We start from the raw sequence: 17,064 nt of genomic DNA, 5'->3' as shown, positions 1-17,064 counted from the left end.
ATCAGTGCACAAATCAGGCCTTATGGTTCAAAATTCAAATTAAATTTCGCTCATGTTGGGAATGAGGCAGAGGACTTACTGAGATGCAACCGCGGAATTACTTGCTTTACGACGTATTCACCACCAACCGGCTGGCCGGCAATCCGCTGGCCATCGTGCTCGACTGTGACGGGCTCAATGTTGCGGCGATGCAGGCGGTGGCGCGCGAGTTCAACCTGTCCGAAACCGTCTTCGTGCTGCCGCCAGACAACCCGAAGCACCGGGCCCGCATCCGTATCTTCACGCCCGACTATGAAATGCCGTTCGCCGGCCACCCAACCGTCGGCTCCGCGATAGCGCTCGCCGAAATGGCGGGAGAGGCCGCCGGCATCTTCGTGCTCGAGGAGAATATCGGTCCGGTGCGCTGCGCTGTCAGCAAGCACGACGGTTCGACCTTTGCCGAGTTCGACCTGGCGAAACTGCCGGCGCAGCTGGCATTGTCGGCCGATCCCGAGGCGATCGGCGCGGCCCTTGGCCTTGGGCCGCACGAGATCGGCTTCGAGAACCACCGCGTTTCGTTCTGGTCGGCGGGCGTGCCCTACGTGACCATCCCCGTCGCCAATCTGGAGGCGGCCGCCCGGATCAGGCTGGACAACCAGGCCTGGTCGGAGCTCGCACCACGCAAGAGCGATTGGGCCTTCGCCAGCCCCTATGTCTATTGCCGCGAGACGGTGCATCACGACAGCGCCTTCCATGTCCGCATGATGGTGCCCGGCAATCCGTCCTACGAAGACCCGGCGACCGGGTCGGCGGCGGCCGCGTTCGCTGGCGCGATCATGCATTTCGACGGCCCGACCGACGGTGTTTCACAACTGTGGATCGAGCAGGGGCTGGAGATGGGCCGGCCTTCGCGCATCCGCCTCGAACTGAATGTCGAAGGCGGCAAACTGGCGGCCGCCCGCATCGGCGGCCATGCGGTCAAGGTGACTGAAGGCAGGCTTTTTGTTTGACGGGCGCGGCACTTCGGCGATTTGTCGGGAAATGAATCCCACGGGGCTGGACATGGCGGATATCGGCGGCTATATGCCCGCCAACGCCGGTTTTGCCGGCCGAGTGGGTGCGTAGCTCAGTTGGTAGAGCAGCTGACTCTTAATCAGCGGGTCCACAGTTCAATCCTGTGCGCACCCACCATTTTCCGCTGATTTTTCAACAAGCCATATCTTTTTCTGGAAATCCGGAAACAGTCCGGTATTGTATTGATTTCATTTCATTATTTATAGCTGGACTGTTTCCGAGGCGAATTGGTCGGAAACTGTTGACGGAACAGTCGGCGGCGTTTGGGGAGGAATTTGGTTGGCTTACTCAGTTAGGCATCAGGTGTTCATCAGTTCGACATTTGCCGATCTAAAGGAGGAGCGGGCCGAGGTAATTCAGGCAATTTGGGAACTGGATTGCATCCCAACCGGGATGGAAGCCTTTGTCGCTTCGAACGAAAGCCAATGGGATGTGATCAAGAGGGTGATCGACGAATGCGATTACTATGTCCTGATCATTGGCGGCCGATATGGCTCCGTTACCGATGAAGGCATTAGTTACACAGAGAAAGAGTATCGCTACGCAAAGAAGACCGGCCTTCCTGTGCTCGCCTTCATTCATGGAAAGCCAGACGAGATATCTGTCGGAAAAACGGAGAAGGACGAGACATTACGGAAAAAACTAGAAGCATTCCGCTCCGAGATTATGAAGGACTACCCTATCCGGGAATGGTCCAGCGCTTCGGAATTGGGAGGATTAGTGTCACGCTCGTTAATTCGCGAGATCAAGATCAATCCTCGCCCGGGGTGGATCAGGAATGACGGGTCTTCGCCTATTGCGTTATTGGAGCAAATAAACAGATTAACCGAAGAAAATAGTAAGCTAAGAGAAACATATCCAAAGAATATTGATAACGAAGTTGACGATACTCTTGAATCCGGAAAAAGTGAAACTACACTTGAAGGAGTTAGGTATCTTAGAGATATTAACACGTATGCTTCCTCTTACCACAAATGGAAATGCACCGCATCTTGGGATGCTATTTTCCAAGATATTGGACCGGCCCTAATAAACGAGGCATCAGAAGACGACATGAAGAGCCTCATTTCCAGATTCCATAGCTAGGATAAAATCGATCAAGAGAACTATGAGGCAGCAGGTCAAGTGGTTATTAGTATAGAAACTTGGAGTGAAATCTTAATTCAATTTCGAGCTTTGGGGCTTTTAGAGCAAGGCGTAAAAAAGCGCGGGGTAAACGACAAAAATAGCTACTGGAAGATCACTGAGAGAGGAGACAAGAACCTCGTTAATTTATTGGCGAAGAGAAAAATGGCAAAAGGATTCGAAGAATTGATCTGAAATATAAGCTTATATCCTTAAGCATTCAGCCCGTCACTTATCGCTATCGTGAATCTCTCCAGCTCTCGCCTTCATGGTGTGTTTCATCGCTACAAGCAAAATCCCGATGCTTCACCCTCCCGCCTCTAGCCTTAACGATCCTCATCACCCTCTGCGCATTGGCTTGGTTCTCGTTGTCGGACATGAAGTCCGCGGCGACCACGTTTCTGAGGCGGCTCGGCGGTGCCACCCGTTCACAGTCCGCACAGTAAAATCACTGCTAGTTCTTTCCGCACAAGGCATTTCTCCTCCGCCCGCCTTGATCAAACGCGACGCCTCCGCTCGGCGCAAGGGCCGGTTAACCGCACCCTCTGCGAGCGCCTACTTCTCCGACACGCCGGCCTCTGCAAAGCTTGCCATGCGGGCGTGGCATTCCAATGCCGAGCGGACGATGTTGACCGCGAGGCAGGCGCCGGAGCCTTCGCCGAGCCGCATGCCGAGGTCGAGCAAGGGCGGCAGGTCGAGTGCCTCCAGCAGCCGGCGATGGCCGGATTCAGCAGAGACGTGAGCGGCCAGTGTGTGAGCGAGGCCGGCAGAATACAATCTCGCCAAGGGTGCCGCGGCGGCGGTGCAAACGAAGCCGTCGAGCAATACCGGCACGCCGAGATGGCGCGCCGCCAGCGTCGCACCAAGGATCGCTGCAAGTTCGCGGCCGCCGAGGGCTGCTGCTATCTTCAGGGGGTCAGCTAGCGCCGGGGCATGGCGCTTCAGGCCGGCCTCGATGGCGACGATCTTGCGCACGAGGCCGGCATCGTCGACGCCTGTGCCACGCCCGGTCCATCGCTCCGCGCCGCCGCCGAACAGCGCGGTCGAGATGGCCGCCGCCGGCGTGGTGTTGCCGATGCCCATTTCGCCGAAGCAGACGAGGTCGAGATCCCTGCTGATCGCGTCGTAGCCGGCGGAGACAGCGGCGAGGAAGGCCTCGTCGTCCATCGCGGGCTCTTGCGTGAAGTCGCCGGTCGGACGGTCGAGGTCGAGCGGGATGACGTCGAGTTCGGCGCCGGCGACGCGGGCAAGCTGGTTGATGGCGGCGCCGCCGCCGGCGAAATTCGCCACCATCTGCACGGTGACCTCCGACGGGAAGGCCGACACGCCTTGCGCGGTGACGCCGTGATTGCCGGTGAAGACCAAGACCTTGACACGGTCGAGCTTTGGCATGTCGCGGCCCTGCCAGCGCGCCAGCCAGGCGACTATCGTCTCCAGCCGGCCAAGGCTGCCTTGCGGCTTGGTCAGCGTGTCCTGGCGGCGGGCGACGGCATTGGCCGCGGCGTCGCTGCCAATGGGCAGGTCGAGGCAGGCGGCGCGCAGTTCATCGAGCGATTTGAAAGGCATGGGGGCAAAATCTCCGAAACAGAGTCAGGAAAGGGAAACGGAAGCGACGAGCAGGATTGCGATCTCGCCCAGCTGCTGCAGGGCACCGACGGTGTCACCGGTCTGGCCGCCGACCTGGTTCAGGCAAAGCGCCCGGAACGCGGCAAACAGAAACGCAAGCAGGACGAGCGCCAAGATGGCAGCGCCGACCCCAAGCGTTAGCAGCGCGATCGCACCGAGCGCGGCACCGACACCCGCGGTTTCGGCGGTGACTAAGCCTGCATCAGCCGAGAGGCCGTCGGCGCGGGCCGGCGGCAGCAGGTGCATGAAGGCGCCGAGCAGGCCGCGCGAGCCCGCATGCGCGGCAATGAGGGCCCAGAAGACATGGGCCGGGCCGGCGAATCCAGAGAGCACGCTCCAGCGGATCAGCAGCGAGATGCCGAGCGCGCAGGCGCCGTAGGCACCGATGCGGCTGTCGCGCATGATCTCGAGTTTGCCGTCGCGTGTCTTGCCGCCGCCAAAGCCGTCGGCGACATCCGAAAGCCCGTCTTCATGCAGGCAGCCGGTGGCGAGCAGGATCGCGGCAAGGGTCAATGCGGCAGCGGGAGCCGTGGCAAGGCCGAGCCTTGTGCCCACGGCGTAGACCAGCCCACCGACAACAGCGACGGCGAGGCCGGCAACGGGTGCAGCCCAGATCGCAGCGGCAAGGCTGCGGCCACGGAAGTCGGCTCGCGGCAGCGGCAGCCGGGTAAAGAAGACGAGGCAAAGCGCGATATCATCGAGAATTTGCTGTTGCGAGGCCTTCATCCGCCCCTCGCAATGGCATGGAAGAACGTGCCGCTGACATTGCCGCGCCGGTAGCCCGAGGCGCCGAGCGGATTTCCTTGACCGTCGGCGAGGTCGGCCAGCGGCTCGTCATTGCCGGTCGCAATCATCTGCGCGTAGTGGAATTCATGGCCGCGGATCAGCGTGCCTTGGCTGCCGAGCGGACAGCCGGACCGCAGCCGCGCCTCGCGGTAGCCGAGATTCATCTTGCGCTTGGCGAAGCTGGTCGAATGGCCGAGGAGGCCAAGCATCCGATGCGTCTCGCCCGACGCGTCCTCGAGCGCTTCGCCCAACACCATGAAGCCGCCGCACTCGCCGTGCACCGACCGCGTGGCGGCGAACCGCGCCGTGCCGGCCCTGAAATTCGCCGCGGCCGCGAGGCGGCCGGCATGAAGCTCGGGATAGCCGCCGGGCAGCCAGCAGACATCGCAATCGTCGCCTGGCGCCTCATCGGTGAGCGGCGAGAACGGAACGATCTCGGCGCCGGCCTTGCGCCAATGCGCGGCAACGTGCGGATAGAGGAAGGTGAAGGCGGCGTCCTCGGCCAATGCGATGCGCTGGCCGGGCGGCGGCAGCGCGTCGTCGAAATTGCCCGGCGCGGGCGTGAATGGCGCCGCCAGCGCCATGATGGCCTCGAGATCGAGCGAGCGCTCGACCATGTCGGCCAGCCGGTCGAGATGCGCCATCAGATTCTCATATTCGCCGGCCTGGACGAGGCCGAGATGGCGCTCGGGCAGGTTGAGCGAGGGATCGCGCAGGATGGCGCCGACGACAGGCAGGCCAAGTGCCTCGATGGCATCGCCGCATAGCCGGCGGTGGCGCTCGCTGCCCAGCCGGTTGAGCACGACCCCGGCCATGCGCACATCGGGGTCATAAATAGCAAAGCCCTTGGCGACGGCCGCCGCCGTGGTCGACTGTCCGGAGACGTCGAGCACCAGCAGCACCGGCAGGCCATAGAGCCGGGCGAGATCGGCGGCCGAGCCGGAACGGCCCAGAGCAGCAGGGATCCCGTCGAACAGGCCCATGGCGCTTTCGAGGAAGATGAAGTCGGCGTCCTCGGTCGCTTCGCCGGCCAGTGCGTTGAGCAGGGCGGGCGGCATTGCCCAACTGTCGAGATTGATGCCGGACAACCCGGTGGCGGCGGTGTGGAAGCCGGGATCGATATAGTCCGGGCCGGATTTGGCGCCGCGCACTTTCAGGCCGCGCCGGGCGAGGGCGCGTAGAATGCCGATGGTGACGCTGGTCTTGCCCGAGCCCGAGCGCGGCGCGCCGATGATGATGGCGCGGGTCATGGCTCACCCGCCAGTGCCGCGCGCATCCCGACGATCCCGCCGACGACGATCAGCGCCGGCGAGGTCAAGCCGGCTGCGGCCGTTTCCTCGGCAATCGTCGCGAGCGTGGCGACGACGATACGCTCCTGCGGCGTCGTCGCGGCAACGATGGCCGCGGCGGGCGTCGAAGATGGCAGGCCGCCCTCGAGCAGCGAAGCGGCGATCAGCGGCAGGTTGGCCATACCCATATAGATGACCACCGGCTGGCCGGTGCGAGCGATTGCCGCCCAGTCGAGATCATCATCGGTGCCGGCGGCATGGCCGGTCGCCAGGATCAGCGCCTTGTTGATGCCGCGCATGGTGCCGGGAATGCCGGTCGCGGCCAGCGCGCTGAGGCCGGACGTCAGGCCAGGCAGGATGCGGAACGGGATAGTTTCCCCGGCCAGCGCCAGCGCCTCTTCGCCGCCACGCCCGAAAATATAGGGGTCGCCGCCCTTCAGCCTGACGACGCGCCGGCCCGCGCGCGCCAGCCGGACCAGCAGAGCGGTTATGTCGTCCTGCTTCATCGACGGCTTGCCGCCGCGTTTGCCGGCATAGAACAGTTCCGCGCCCTCGGCGACGGCGACGACCGCGGGCGAGACCAGCGCGTCATAAACCAGCGCGTCGCACTGTCCGAGGGCGGCCAGCACTTCCAGCGTCAGGCAGCCGGGATCGCCAGGGCCGGCACCGGCTAGCCAGACGTGACCGGGCTCCAGCTGGCGCGGCTTGAAGTTCAGCCGGGTGAGCGCCTGCTCGACCGTAGTGTTTCTATTGCTGCCGCTCACAATCCGTCCCGTCCGCGAAAGCGCCGCTGGTAATGCGCGTCATACAGTGAACTTTCGCCAAAGCCTTCGGCCGCCAGCGAGCGGCCGACGAAGATGATTGCCGTGCGTTCCATCGGATCGGCGGCCAATTGCGCCTCGATGGTGGCCAGCGTGCCGGTCAGCACGCGCTCGTCCGGCCAGGAGGCACGGAAGACGACCGCGACCGGGCAGTCGGCGCCGCAATGCGGCGTCAGCTCGGCGACGACGCGGTCGATGGCGTGGATGGCAAGGTGGATGGCCAGCGTGGCGCCGGTGCGGCCGAAGCCGGCCAGCGTTTCGCCGGGCGGCATTTTCGAGGCGCGGCCGGAGATTCGGGTCAACACCAGGCTTTGCGCGACTTCTGGAATGGTCAGCTCGCGGCGCAGCGCTGCCGCCGCAGCGGCGAATGACGGCACGCCCGGCGTCAGCGTGTAGGGAATGCCGTGCTTTTCCAACCGGCGGATCTGCTCGGCAACGGCGCTCCACACCGAAAGATCGCCGGAATGCAGGCGGGCGACATCATTGCCGGCCGCGTGGGCGGCCAGATATTCGGCCTCGATCTCGTCGAGCGACATCGGCGCGGTGTCGATCAACCTCGTTCCGGGCGCGCAGTGCTGCAACAGCTCGGGCGCGACGATCGATCCGGCATAGAGGCAGACGGGACAACTGCCGAGCAGGCGGCTGCCGCGCAAGGTGATGAGGTCGGCAGCACCCGGGCCGGCACCGATGAAGTGAACGGTCATGCCGCCTCTCCGCTGATGGCGATGGCGCAAGTGACAGCACCGAGCACGGTGCGCGGCCCGAGCAGTTTTGCGCCTTTGCCGGCGGCGGCAAGCGCCGAGGCTTCGGAAACTGACGGCGTGCCGGCATGCTCCTGCGATAGGTCGGAACGGCTGGTCGTAGATGCGGCTTTGAGTTCGTCCTGCCCGACAACGATTACCGGAAGGCGGAGTTCGCGTCCGGCGTCGAAGATTGCCGCCTCATCCTGCTTGAGAGACGCGGTCGCGAGGGCCGAAAGCGCGGGCAGGGCAAGCCCGTGCGCCTCCAGCGCGGTTTCTACCGCGGCAAGCACGTCCGTTGCGCTGACGCCTTTGCGGCTGCCGATGCCCGCGACCATCATGGCTTGACCCAACTCCATTGAGTGACCGGCATAGCCGGCCGCCAGGCCTGCATCGAACCAACCGGCGAAGCACGGGATACAGCGATGCGGGCGAGCTGGCCGCCGTGCGCGGCGTGACGGGAAAGCAGCAGCGCCTCCATCTCCAGGGTCACCGCATTGGCGACGAGGCGGCCGCCGGCAGGCAAGGCATCGATGGCTCCTTCCAGCACGCCGGCATCGCTGCCGCCGCCGCCGATGAAGATCGCCGCGGGCGTCTCCAGCCCGGCAAGAGCTTGCGGTGCCGAACCTTCGACGACGGTGAGACTGGGAACGCCGCAAGCCGCGGCGTTGCGTCGGATGCGCGCGGCGCGGGTCGGATCGGCCTCAACGGCAATGGCGCGCATGGAGGGATGCGCCAGCATCCATTCGATGCCAATGGAGCCCGATCCGGCGCCGATGTCCCACAGCAGTTCGCCGCGTCTTGGCGCGAGAGCGGACAGGGTGATGGCGCGCACTTCGCGTTTGGTGATCTGGCCGTTATGCTCGAACAAATGATCGGCAAGTCCCGGTGTCAGCGGCAGGATGCGTGCTTGCGAAGTCGATTCAACTTCGATCGCGAGCACGTTGAGCGGGTTGATCTTTTCGAGGTCGAAAGTGCCGGCGCTCGCCGAGCGCAGGCTTTCGTTCGGCCCACCCAGCGCCTCCAGCACCATCAACCGCGAAGCGCCGAAGCCAAGTTCGGTCATGAGACGGGCAATCGCTCCCGGTGCATCGCTGTCCGAGGTCAGCGCGAGAATGCGGGTGCAAGGATGCAGCGACGGCCGGATCAGGTCGAGCGAGCGGCCATGCAGCGAAATGGTCTCGACGTCCTGCAGCGCCCAGCCCAGGCGTGAGGCGGCCAGCGAAAAGGCCGAGGGCGCGGGGATCACCCGCATACCCTCTGCCGCGACCTTGCGGGCGAGGGTGACGCCGACACCGTGGTAGAGGGGATCGCCGGAGGCCAGCACGCAGACGCGTCTGCCGGAGAGCGCCAGCACGTCGCGCATCTCGGCATCGAAAGGTGTCGGCCAGGCGCGCGCTTCACCTTTGGCGAGCGACGCGACGAGGGCAAGGTGGCGCTTGCCGCCGAAGACGAATTCGGCCTCCGCGATCAACCGCTTGGCCTCGTCGCCGAGACCCGCTACACCGTCCTCGCCGATGCCGATGATCGTGAGCCACTTTGAGGTGAGCTTGGCGCCGCGCGGAGCTTCAGCAGGCATGACGACCCACCGCATTCTGATCCTCGGCGGAACCACGGAAGCCCGGCAAATGGCCGGAAAGCTGGCCGCGCGCGCGGATATTTCGGTCATGCTGTCGCTGGCCGGCCGCACCGAAAACCCGGCCGCGCAGGGGGTGCCGGTGCGGGTCGGCGGCTTCGGCGGTGCCGGCGGGCTGGCGGCGTATCTCCGCCAGAACAAGATCGACCTGCTGATCGACGCCACGCATCCCTATGCGGCGCGAATCTCTGCCAATGCGGCGGAAGCAGCGCGCATGACCGGCGTGCCTATCGTTGCGCTCAGGCGTCCCGGATGGGAGGCGGTCGAAGGTGATCGCTGGATGTTGGTCGACACCGTTGCCAGCGCGGTGACGGCTCTGGGATCGGTGCCGCGCCGCGTGTTCCTGGCGCTCGGGCGACAGGAGGTCGCTGCCTTCAAGGCCGCTCCCCAGCATCATTATCTCATCCGCAGTGTCGACCCGGTCGAGCCCAGGCTCGCTGTGCCCGATGCGACCTATCTCTTGGCGCGCGGGCCGTTTCGGGAAGTCGACGAACATGCACTGCTTCTGCAACACCACATCGAAGTCGTTGTTTCCAAAAACAGCGGCGGCGAGGCGACCTACGGCAAGATCGCGGCGGCGCGAGCGCTGGGAATCGAGGTGGTGATGATCCGCAGGCCGGCGCTGCCGGACGTCACGTCGGCTGAGACCGTCGAATCTCTTGCCGCGATGGTCGATCATTTTCTGGTCGGTCATGTTCTTGGGCCCGCTGCCGAACGCGGCGTGTAGACCAGCGCGGCCTTGTCACCCCGCTTGATGATTCTGGTTTCCGGCGAGCCGATGATGATGCAGGTCGACATGTCGGCCTTCGCGGCATCGGCGTCGGCCAGCAGAAAAACCTCGATGCGCTCGTCGGGACGGCCGGCGGCACGGCCGAAGATCACCGGCGTGGTGCCGGGCAGGATCGCAGCAAGGCATTCGAAGGCGCGGCCTAGCTGCCATGGGCGCGCCTTGCTGATCGGGTTGTAGAGCGCGATTACGAAGCCGGCGCCGGCTGCCGCCAGCAGGCGTAGCTCGATCAGGTCCCACGGCTTCAGATTGTCGGACAGGGAGATGGCGCAGAAATCATGGCCGAGCGGCGCGCCGATGCGGGCGGCGACGGCGAGCATGGCGGTGATACCGGGCACGATGGCGATGTCGACCGCGCGCCATTCGGGTGGGCCCGCCTCTATCGCCTCGCAGACGGCCGCGGCCATGGCGAAGACGCCGGGATCGCCGCCCGACACGACGGCGACATCGTGGCCTTCCACAGCCTTCAGCAGCGCGTCCCTGGAGCGCGCGAGTTCCTCGCGATTGTCGGAAGCGACGCGAATCTGGTCGGGGCGCAGATCGAGCCGGTCGAGATAGGGTTTATAGCCGTAGAAGAATTTTGCCTCGGCAACGGCGCGGCTTGCCTCCGGCGTCACCTGGTCGGCGTTGCCGGGCCCGAGGCCGATGACAGTGAGGCGGCCGCTCATGCTTCGGCTTTCAATGCGCTTGGTCGGCCCGACCAGCCGGCCACCAGCACGATGGCGAAATAAGGCGCCTGGTCGTCCTTTTTATCGGCCAGCCGCATCGAGACGCCGCCCGGCATGGTGCCGCGCTCGACATAGATGGCCCGCGCCAGCTTGTCGGTGGCCTCCAGCGCGCGCCTGATCTTGGGCAGGTTGCGGCCGACCTTCATGATCACCGCAGCGTCGGTATCGGCGAGGCGACGCGTCAGCTCGAATTCGCTCATGGTGCCCGGCAGCACCGTCAGCACGTCGTCGCCCTGGACGATCGGCAGGCCGGTCGCCGACCAGCAGCCGGACATGGCGGTGACGCCGGGAATGACTTCGCTCGGAAAGCGGTGCGCCAGCCGGACATGAAGATGCATGTAGGAGCCGTAGAAAAGCGGATCGCCCTCCGAGAGCACCGCGACCATCCTGCCGGCGCTGAGGTGCTCGGCGACCTTTTCGGCCGACTCTTCGTAGAAATCCGATATCTGCGAGCGGTAATCGCTGTGATCCTTGTCGATCTCGGTCGTCACCGGATAGAACAGCGGCAGTTCAATCAAATCGGGGCGAAAATGCGCGCCGACGATGGCCCGCGCGTTGCTGTTGTTGCCGCGCTTGGCGAAATGCGCAACGACTTCGGCCTCGGCCAACGCGCGCACTGCCTTCAGCGTCAAAAGTTCCGGGTCGCCAGGACCGGTGCCAACGCCGACCAGCCGACCTCTTGCGATCGCATTCATAGGCCCGGCCTCGCCAAAGCGTTGAGCGCGGCGGCGGTCATGGCGCTGCCGCCCAGCCGGCCGCGCGCGATGGCGTAAGGCACGCCATAGGAATTTTCGGCCAGCGCATCCTTCGATTCGGCGGCGCCGACAAACCCGACCGGCATGCCGATGATCGCCGCCGGCTTCGGGGCGCCGTCGCGCAGCTTTTCCAGCAGATAGAAAAGGGCTGTCGGCGCATTGCCGATGGCGACGACCGAACGGGCCATGCGCTCGCCCCACAGGTCGATCGCCGCGGCCGAGCGGGTATTGCCGATCTTTTTCGCGATGTCGGCTGTCCGTGGATCGCGCAGCGTACAGATCACCTCGTTGCCGGCCGGAAGCCGGGCGCGCGTGACGCCATGCGAGACCATCTGCGCGTCGCAGAAGATCGGCGCGCCGGCCCCCAACGCCGTGCGCGCGGCGGCGACGAAATCGCTCGAGAAAACGAAGTGTCGCGCAGCCTCGACCTGGCCGCAGGCGTGGATCATGCGGATGGCGATTTCGGCCTCGGCTTCGGAAAAGCGCGACAGGTCGGCTTCGGCGCGGATAATGGCGAAGGAGCGCTCGTAGATCGCCGTGCCGTCACGGATGTAGTCGTAGGCGTTCTGGGCGGGCATGCTCATTCCTGTCGATAGATTTCGGTGATGCCGGCCGCGCCGAGCCTCGCCAGGCAGGCGGCAGCGGTTTCGCCGGGATGTCGTGCGCTGCGGATCACCGCTGCAACGCGGCCGATGCCGTGCGCGGCGTCGTAGCCCGGCCTGTATCCGGCGGGCAATGCCTTTGCCGTCCCGTCCACGACAAGTCCGGCTCCGTTTTCGCCACCGACCAGGGTCAGCGCCGCCGGACCAGGATGGGCGCAACCCTTGGCGCAGCCGGAGATGTGCAGCGTTAAGGAGTAATCGAGGATGTCGCGGTTTTCTGTAGCGATGATCTCGGCGATGTCGCGGGTGGCGATCCGGCCCGAGGCACAGGCGGGAGCACCCGGGCAGGCGGCGATCCTGGTGCGCGGATCGGCTGCGTCGGTGACAAAGCCGAGGGCTGCGGCGGTTTTCTGGAGGGAAAGACATGCGGCTGGGGAGAGGCCAAGCCAAAGCAGCGCGCGACCCGGCGCCAGGCGGATTTCGGTAGTGCCGAGGGTGAGGGCGTGTTCGGTGAGATCGATAAGCTTTTGCGCTGGTATGCTGCCGAACGGCAGGCCGATGCCGAGGGAGGTACTGCCGGCTGCCAGATCGAAAATTCCGATGGGCCGGCGATCCTTCGCGCCCCCCTCTGTCCTGCCGGACATCTCCCCCTCTAGGGGGGAGATGGCGCCTTCGTCTCCGCTTTCGCCAATCGCCGAAGGTGCTGGGGGGAAGCCGCCGGCGAAGCTGCCGATCTCCCCCCTAGAGGGGGAGATGTCCGGCAGGACAGAGGGGGGCGCGACGGATCGCCAACTTGCGAGAGATCTCAGCTGCCTCGCCGTCAAATCCCGTGCATGAGCATCGCGGCCCTTTTCGGCAACCATCCTGAGAATGGCGACGGCGATGTCACAAGCCGCATCTTCCTCGGATATCGCCAGCGGCGTAGCACCCTGCACGTCTCCGGCGAGCGATACCCACCACTTAATTCCGTCGGCGGCCCGCACCGCGACCAGCCTGACATCGGCCGTAACCGCATCCATTGTCAGCTGCCCGCCGCCGTCAACAATCACCGAAACCTTCGGGCCAAGGCGTTGCGTAACACCGGCGTCCTCAATTGCCGCCCGAATCAGCTCCGCCATCGGGCGCGGGTCGGCTATCTCCTCCTGGTCGAGCCCGGCCAGCGGGCCGGTCTCGACCGGCACGCCGGTGCGCACAGCGATGCCGAGCGCATCGACCTCCATCGCCAGCAGCCGCGCGCTTGCCGGCGTCAGGCCGCGGATCTGCAGGCTGCCGCGGGCGGTCACTTCCATGATGCCGTTGCCATGGCGCAAGGCGGATTCGCAGGCTCCGATCAACGACTTCGGCAACAGTCCTCCAGCGACCGGATTGAGCCGCACCAGCAGCCCGTCACCGGTTTGCATCGGCGCCGACAAAGCGGGGCAGGCGCCACGGAGCGAGAAAGCGTTCATGCCGCCACTCCCAGCGCTTGCGCTTCGGCAATCAGTGCGGCGAGATCGCCATCGATCGAATTGCGCAGCGGATGCCAGAGCCCGCGCCGCCGTGCCGACAGCAAACGCTCGGCGATCACCTTCGCCGCCGCCGGGTTCTCGCGCAGGATGAAGGCGCGCACCACGGGGTCGCCAAGATAGGCGTCGTGCACCGCCTCGATCAGCGTGCCCGATATGGCATGGGTAGTCTCGGCAAAGCCGACCAGCCGGTCGACCGTCTCGGCGAATTCCGAGGCGCCGCGCGGCCCGTGCCGCAGCTGGCCGGCGATGAAGCGCGGGTTGACCGCGCGGGCGCGAACTACCCGGGATACGGCCTCACTGATCGAGCGCGGCTTCGGCTTTTGCGGGTCCGTGGTGTCGAGCACGATCACGTCGGCGTTCTTGCCGAGCGCGGCAAGCGCTGCCGAAAAGCCGCCGATGAAGGCGACGTCGGCCGAGCCTTCGAGGATGTCGCGGCCGGGGTCGTCGCCGGTATGAACCAGAAGGTCGGCCTCGGCGAGGCGATCCTCGAACGCGCCGGGCGCCGAAATGCCTTTGCCCTCGGAGCCGCCATAGGCGTGCGAGGTGGCGGCGAGATAGGTGCGGCCGATCTCTTCGCGCGCGGCCCAGTCGCCGCTCGACAACAAGTCCTCGACGCCCGCGCCGTAAGTGCCCGGCGAGGTGCCGAAAATGCGCGGGCTGATCTTGCCGTCGATGCGGGCCCTGGCGGCGAGCGGGTTTTCCGAATCGTCCTCGTCGCGGGTCGCCACCGCGTTGGCCGCGGCGTCGATCAGCGCGATCTGGGTCGGGAACATGTCGCGGAACAGGCCCGATATGCGCCAGGTGACATCAATGCGCGGACGGCCGAGTGTTGCCGGCGGCAGCACATCTATGCCGGTGATGCGGCCGGTGGCGGAATCCCATTGCGGCCGGCAGCCCATCAGCGCCAGGCCTTGCGCGATCTCCTCACCGCCGGTGCGCAGCGAGGCCGAGCCCCAGAGGTCGATGACCAGCGAGCGCGGCCAGTCGCCATGCGATTGCATGTAGCTGCGGACGACTTCCTCCGCTGCCACCTTGCCCAGATCATAGGCGGTCGGCGTCGGCATGGTGCGCGGGTCGGCGGTAAACAAATTGCGGCCGGTGGGCAGCACATCGCTCCGGCCACGCGCCGGCGCACCGGCCGGACCGGCAGCGACGTGGCGGCCGTCGAGGGCGGCAAGCAGCGCGGTTTTTTCAGCTGCCGCGCTTTGCCGCCGCAACGGATCAGCCTCGCCTTCCGGCGAGCGGCCGTAAATGTGCAGGCCGTCCTTGATGGCGAAATCCTTGAGATCGCAGAGCCAGGCGTCGATGCGGCGCAGCGCTTCGTCGGGGACGTCGGTTTGGGCAACCCCGGCTTCCGAGGCGAGGCCGGTCTTTTCCGCCGTCTCGACGATCAGCTTCGCCAGGCGGTCGCGGCGGCGGCGGTCGAGCCCGTCGGCCTGGGCATATTCGTCAACCAGTCGTTCAAGCCGGTGCTGGTTTTCGTCCAGCCCGGCGCCGGTCAGCGGCGGCGGCAGATGGCCGAGCGTGACGGCGGCAATGCGCCGCTTGGCCTGCGCTGCCTCTCCCGGGTTGGAGACGATGAAGGGATAGATGACGGGCAGGGGACCGGTGACTATCTCGGGAAAGCAGTTTTCGCTGAGCGCCACGGTCTTGCCGGGCAGCCACTCCAGCGTGCCGTGGGCGCCGACATGGACAATTGCATGGATGCCGAGCGACTTGCGCAGCCAGAGCCCAAAGGCGACCAGCGCATGGCGCGGCGGCAGCGTCGGGTCGTGATAGTCGGCGCGGCGGTCGGCTGAGCGCCCGCGGTCAGGGGCGAGTGCCACGGTGACGTTGCCGAAGGTGGCTGTGCGGAAGGCGAATTGTTTTTCGCTGACCAGCAGCGAAGGTTGGCGTTCTGTCGCGCCCCCCTCTGTCCTGCCGGACATCTCCCCCTCAAGGGGGGAGATTGCGCTGTTGTCTCTACTTTCGCCAATTACCGAGGGCCTTAAGGGAGAGCCGGTGGCGGAACTGCTAATCTCCCCCCTTGAGGGGGAGATATCCGGCAGGACAGAGGGGGGTGCCTCGCACAAACCTGTCTCATCTTCTGGATTTCCCCATGCGGCTTCCACCGCAGCGATGGCCGACGGCGGCAATTCCGTCGAGAAGGTCAAATACTCCTTCAATGCCAGCCCATGGCCGCCCTTTTCCAGCGTCTCCAGCAACTCGCGCGGTGTTTGCGGAATGCTTTCAACGGCGTAGCCCTGTTCGCTGAGGTCGTGCAGCATTGCCAGGACGCTGGACGGCACGTCGAGACCAACCGCGTAGCCGGTGCGACCGGGGGCGCTCGGATAGTCGGGGATCAGGATGGCGAGCTTGCGCTCCGCACGCGGCGACCGCTGCAGGCGCACGAAGGCCTCGACACGGTTCGCCACTTGCGCCACGCGGTCGGGCTCAGGCCGGTTGGCGAAGGCGCGGAAGGCCAGCGCCGGGTCGGTTTCGCTTTCGCCCTTGAATGAAATGGCGCCGGCCAGGATGCGGCCGTCGAGCTCGGGCAGGACGACATGCATGGCAAGGTCGGCGGGCGCCAGGCCGCGCTGATTGGTTTGCCAGATGTCGCGGCGGGTGGTTGCGACGATGACCTGGAACACGGGCACGCCGGCGCGGTCGAACAGGGTTTCAACGCCGGGCTCGGCACCCGAGGCGAAAGCTGTGGCGGTGATGATGGCGGCAGGCTTCAGGGTTGCGAGCGCGGTTGCGACAAAGGCGAGCGACGCCGGGTCCTTGAGGCTGGAGACGAACATAGGCACGGGAGCCATGCCGCGGTGGCGCAGGGCTTCGAAAAGCGCGTCGATGGGCGCGACATCGGCCGCGAGCAGCATCGAACGGTAGAAGAGAATTGGCACGACGTCCCCCTCCCCCTCGAGGGGACCCGCAGGGCCGGGTGGGGTCGTCACGGCAGTGCTCGACGTTTTGTGCAGGCGCGCTTCGGAGAGGACCCCACCCCCGGCCTGCGGCCGGGCCCTCCCCTCGAGGGGGAGGGGGACACCGCGTTCTACGACCCCCAGTCCCGGCTCGTAAAATCCCGCCTTTGGCACGCTAACAGGTTCGGCTACCGCCGCACCCGATCCAGCGAGACTTGCCAGCCTCTGCACCAGCGCCGTCATATTTGCCGGCCCGCCCTCGCGGAAGTAGCCAAGCAGGGCGTCCAACTCCTCGCGCGGCAGCGTCGAGCCTTCGATCAGTCGCAAATCCTCGTCGTGGCTCTCGCCCGGTAGGAGCGCCAGCTTGATACCGCGATTTCGCGCGATAGCGGCGAGCTGGTCGCAGCCATAGCGCCACCAGTCATAGCCGCCGAGGATGCGGACCAGAATGACCTTGGCGTGGCGGGCGACACTGTCGATCCACAGGTCGACGGACATCGGATGGCGCAGGTCGCGCAAGGCGGCGAGCCGCATCGACGGCAGGCGGTGCGCATCTGCCTTCCACGCCGCCGCCAGCCCGGCCAGGTCGCTGTCGGTGAAGGACAGCGCCACGACATCCGCAGGCGTTTGCCTGAGATCGACAGGCTCGGCGAGATCGTCGAGCGAGGCGGATGTGGTGGTGAGGATGTGCATCGCGGCTCGTAC

16 protein-coding genes and 1 tRNA gene are annotated in these 17,064 nt (G+C 65.5%); 5 read left to right on the top strand and 12 right to left on the bottom strand.

The genetic code is table 11. The annotated features are described in order from the left end of the window. The first annotated feature begins 83 nt into the window (after positions 1–83). The 4 genes from NKH59_RS16415 to NKH59_RS16400 all read left to right on the top strand — a co-directional run bounded on the left by NKH59_RS16415 (position 84) and on the right by NKH59_RS16400 (position 2,373). Positions 84–989 carry a PhzF family phenazine biosynthesis protein gene (locus NKH59_RS16415; RefSeq protein WP_352539597.1) on the top strand — a complete coding sequence of 302 codons (906 nt, stop codon included), beginning with the start codon at positions 84–86 and terminating at the stop codon, positions 987–989. A 105-nt stretch (positions 990–1,094) separates the two neighbouring features. Next, a tRNA-Lys gene (locus NKH59_RS16410) sits at positions 1,095–1,170 on the top strand. A gap of 162 nt (positions 1,171–1,332) precedes the next feature. Then, positions 1,333–2,139, top strand: a complete 807-nt coding sequence (locus tag NKH59_RS16405) for a DUF4062 domain-containing protein (protein WP_352539598.1) — start codon at positions 1,333–1,335, stop codon at positions 2,137–2,139. Between the two features lie 39 nt (positions 2,140–2,178). Then, positions 2,179–2,373: a hypothetical protein gene (locus tag NKH59_RS16400; RefSeq protein ID WP_353022385.1), complete on the top strand. Its 195-nt coding sequence runs from the start codon at positions 2,179–2,181 to the stop codon at positions 2,371–2,373. A 360-nt stretch (positions 2,374–2,733) separates the two neighbouring features. On the opposite strand, the gene cobT is transcribed toward NKH59_RS16400, so the two are convergent. From cobT to cbiE, 7 genes are read right to left on the bottom strand one after another with little or no spacing between them, the layout of a single operon-like run. Beyond that, a complete protein-coding gene (gene cobT / locus NKH59_RS16395; protein WP_352539599.1) occupies positions 2,734–3,744 on the bottom strand; it encodes a nicotinate-nucleotide--dimethylbenzimidazole phosphoribosyltransferase in 1,011 nt (336 codons plus the stop codon). 24 nt (positions 3,745–3,768) lie between these two features. Then, a complete protein-coding gene (locus tag NKH59_RS16390) occupies positions 3,769–4,530 on the bottom strand; it encodes an adenosylcobinamide-GDP ribazoletransferase (RefSeq protein WP_352539600.1) in 762 nt (253 codons plus the stop codon). Next, the gene (locus NKH59_RS16385; RefSeq protein ID WP_353022383.1) at positions 4,527–5,840 is read right to left on the bottom strand and encodes a cobyrinic acid a,c-diamide synthase CobB; all 1,314 of its coding nucleotides are present in this window, start codon (positions 5,838–5,840) and stop codon (positions 4,527–4,529) included. Before NKH59_RS16385 ends, NKH59_RS16390 begins: the two co-directional genes overlap by 4 nt. Further along, positions 5,837–6,643 (bottom strand): uroporphyrinogen-III C-methyltransferase, encoded by an 807-nt coding sequence (cobA, locus tag NKH59_RS16380; protein ID WP_352539602.1) that lies wholly within the window; start codon positions 6,641–6,643, stop codon positions 5,837–5,839. The genes NKH59_RS16385 and cobA overlap by 4 nt, the downstream gene beginning before the upstream one ends. After that, positions 6,640–7,404 (bottom strand): precorrin-4 C(11)-methyltransferase, encoded by a 765-nt coding sequence (gene cobM / locus NKH59_RS16375; protein ID WP_352539603.1) that lies wholly within the window; start codon positions 7,402–7,404, stop codon positions 6,640–6,642. The genes cobA and cobM overlap by 4 nt, the downstream gene beginning before the upstream one ends. Beyond that, positions 7,401–7,781, bottom strand: a complete 381-nt coding sequence (locus tag NKH59_RS16370; protein WP_352539604.1) for a cobalamin biosynthesis protein — start codon at positions 7,779–7,781, stop codon at positions 7,401–7,403. The genes cobM and NKH59_RS16370 overlap by 4 nt, the downstream gene beginning before the upstream one ends. Next, complete coding sequence (cbiE, locus tag NKH59_RS16365) at positions 7,778–9,019, bottom strand: precorrin-6y C5,15-methyltransferase (decarboxylating) subunit CbiE (protein WP_352539605.1); 1,242 nt, start codon at positions 9,017–9,019, stop codon at positions 7,778–7,780. The genes NKH59_RS16370 and cbiE overlap by 4 nt, the downstream gene beginning before the upstream one ends. On the opposite strand from cbiE, the gene NKH59_RS16360 reads away from it, so the two are divergent. Next, positions 9,018–9,803 carry a cobalt-precorrin-6A reductase gene (locus NKH59_RS16360; RefSeq protein ID WP_353022381.1) on the top strand — a complete coding sequence of 262 codons (786 nt, stop codon included), beginning with the start codon at positions 9,018–9,020 and terminating at the stop codon, positions 9,801–9,803. The genes cbiE and NKH59_RS16360 overlap by 2 nt on opposite strands. On the opposite strand, the gene NKH59_RS16355 is transcribed toward NKH59_RS16360, so the two are convergent. Genes NKH59_RS16355 through NKH59_RS16335 form a run of 5 tightly spaced genes read right to left on the bottom strand, consistent with a single transcriptional unit; the run spans position 9,767 to position 17,052 of the window. Next, complete coding sequence (locus NKH59_RS16355; RefSeq protein WP_352539607.1) at positions 9,767–10,531, bottom strand: precorrin-3B C(17)-methyltransferase; 765 nt, start codon at positions 10,529–10,531, stop codon at positions 9,767–9,769. The two genes, NKH59_RS16360 and NKH59_RS16355, sit on opposite strands and share 37 nt — an antisense overlap. Continuing rightward, positions 10,528–11,286: a precorrin-2 C(20)-methyltransferase gene (locus NKH59_RS16350; RefSeq protein WP_352539608.1), complete on the bottom strand. Its 759-nt coding sequence runs from the start codon at positions 11,284–11,286 to the stop codon at positions 10,528–10,530. The genes NKH59_RS16355 and NKH59_RS16350 overlap by 4 nt, the downstream gene beginning before the upstream one ends. After that, positions 11,283–11,930: a precorrin-8X methylmutase gene (locus tag NKH59_RS16345; protein ID WP_353022379.1), complete on the bottom strand. Its 648-nt coding sequence runs from the start codon at positions 11,928–11,930 to the stop codon at positions 11,283–11,285. The genes NKH59_RS16350 and NKH59_RS16345 overlap by 4 nt, the downstream gene beginning before the upstream one ends. Beyond that, positions 11,927–13,396, bottom strand: coding sequence for a precorrin-3B synthase (cobG, locus tag NKH59_RS16340; RefSeq protein WP_352539610.1), 1,470 nt, complete (start codon positions 13,394–13,396; stop codon positions 11,927–11,929). Before cobG ends, NKH59_RS16345 begins: the two co-directional genes overlap by 4 nt. Next, the gene (locus tag NKH59_RS16335) at positions 13,393–17,052 is read right to left on the bottom strand and encodes a cobaltochelatase subunit CobN (RefSeq protein ID WP_352539611.1); all 3,660 of its coding nucleotides are present in this window, start codon (positions 17,050–17,052) and stop codon (positions 13,393–13,395) included. The genes cobG and NKH59_RS16335 overlap by 4 nt, the downstream gene beginning before the upstream one ends. Positions 17,053–17,064 lie beyond the last annotated feature (12 nt).

The sequence above is a fragment of the Mesorhizobium sp. M0998 genome, from assembly GCF_040318885.1.
Classification (GTDB): Bacteria; Pseudomonadota; Alphaproteobacteria; order Rhizobiales; family Rhizobiaceae; genus Mesorhizobium.
This window is presented reverse-complemented; position numbering and strand designations above follow the sequence as displayed.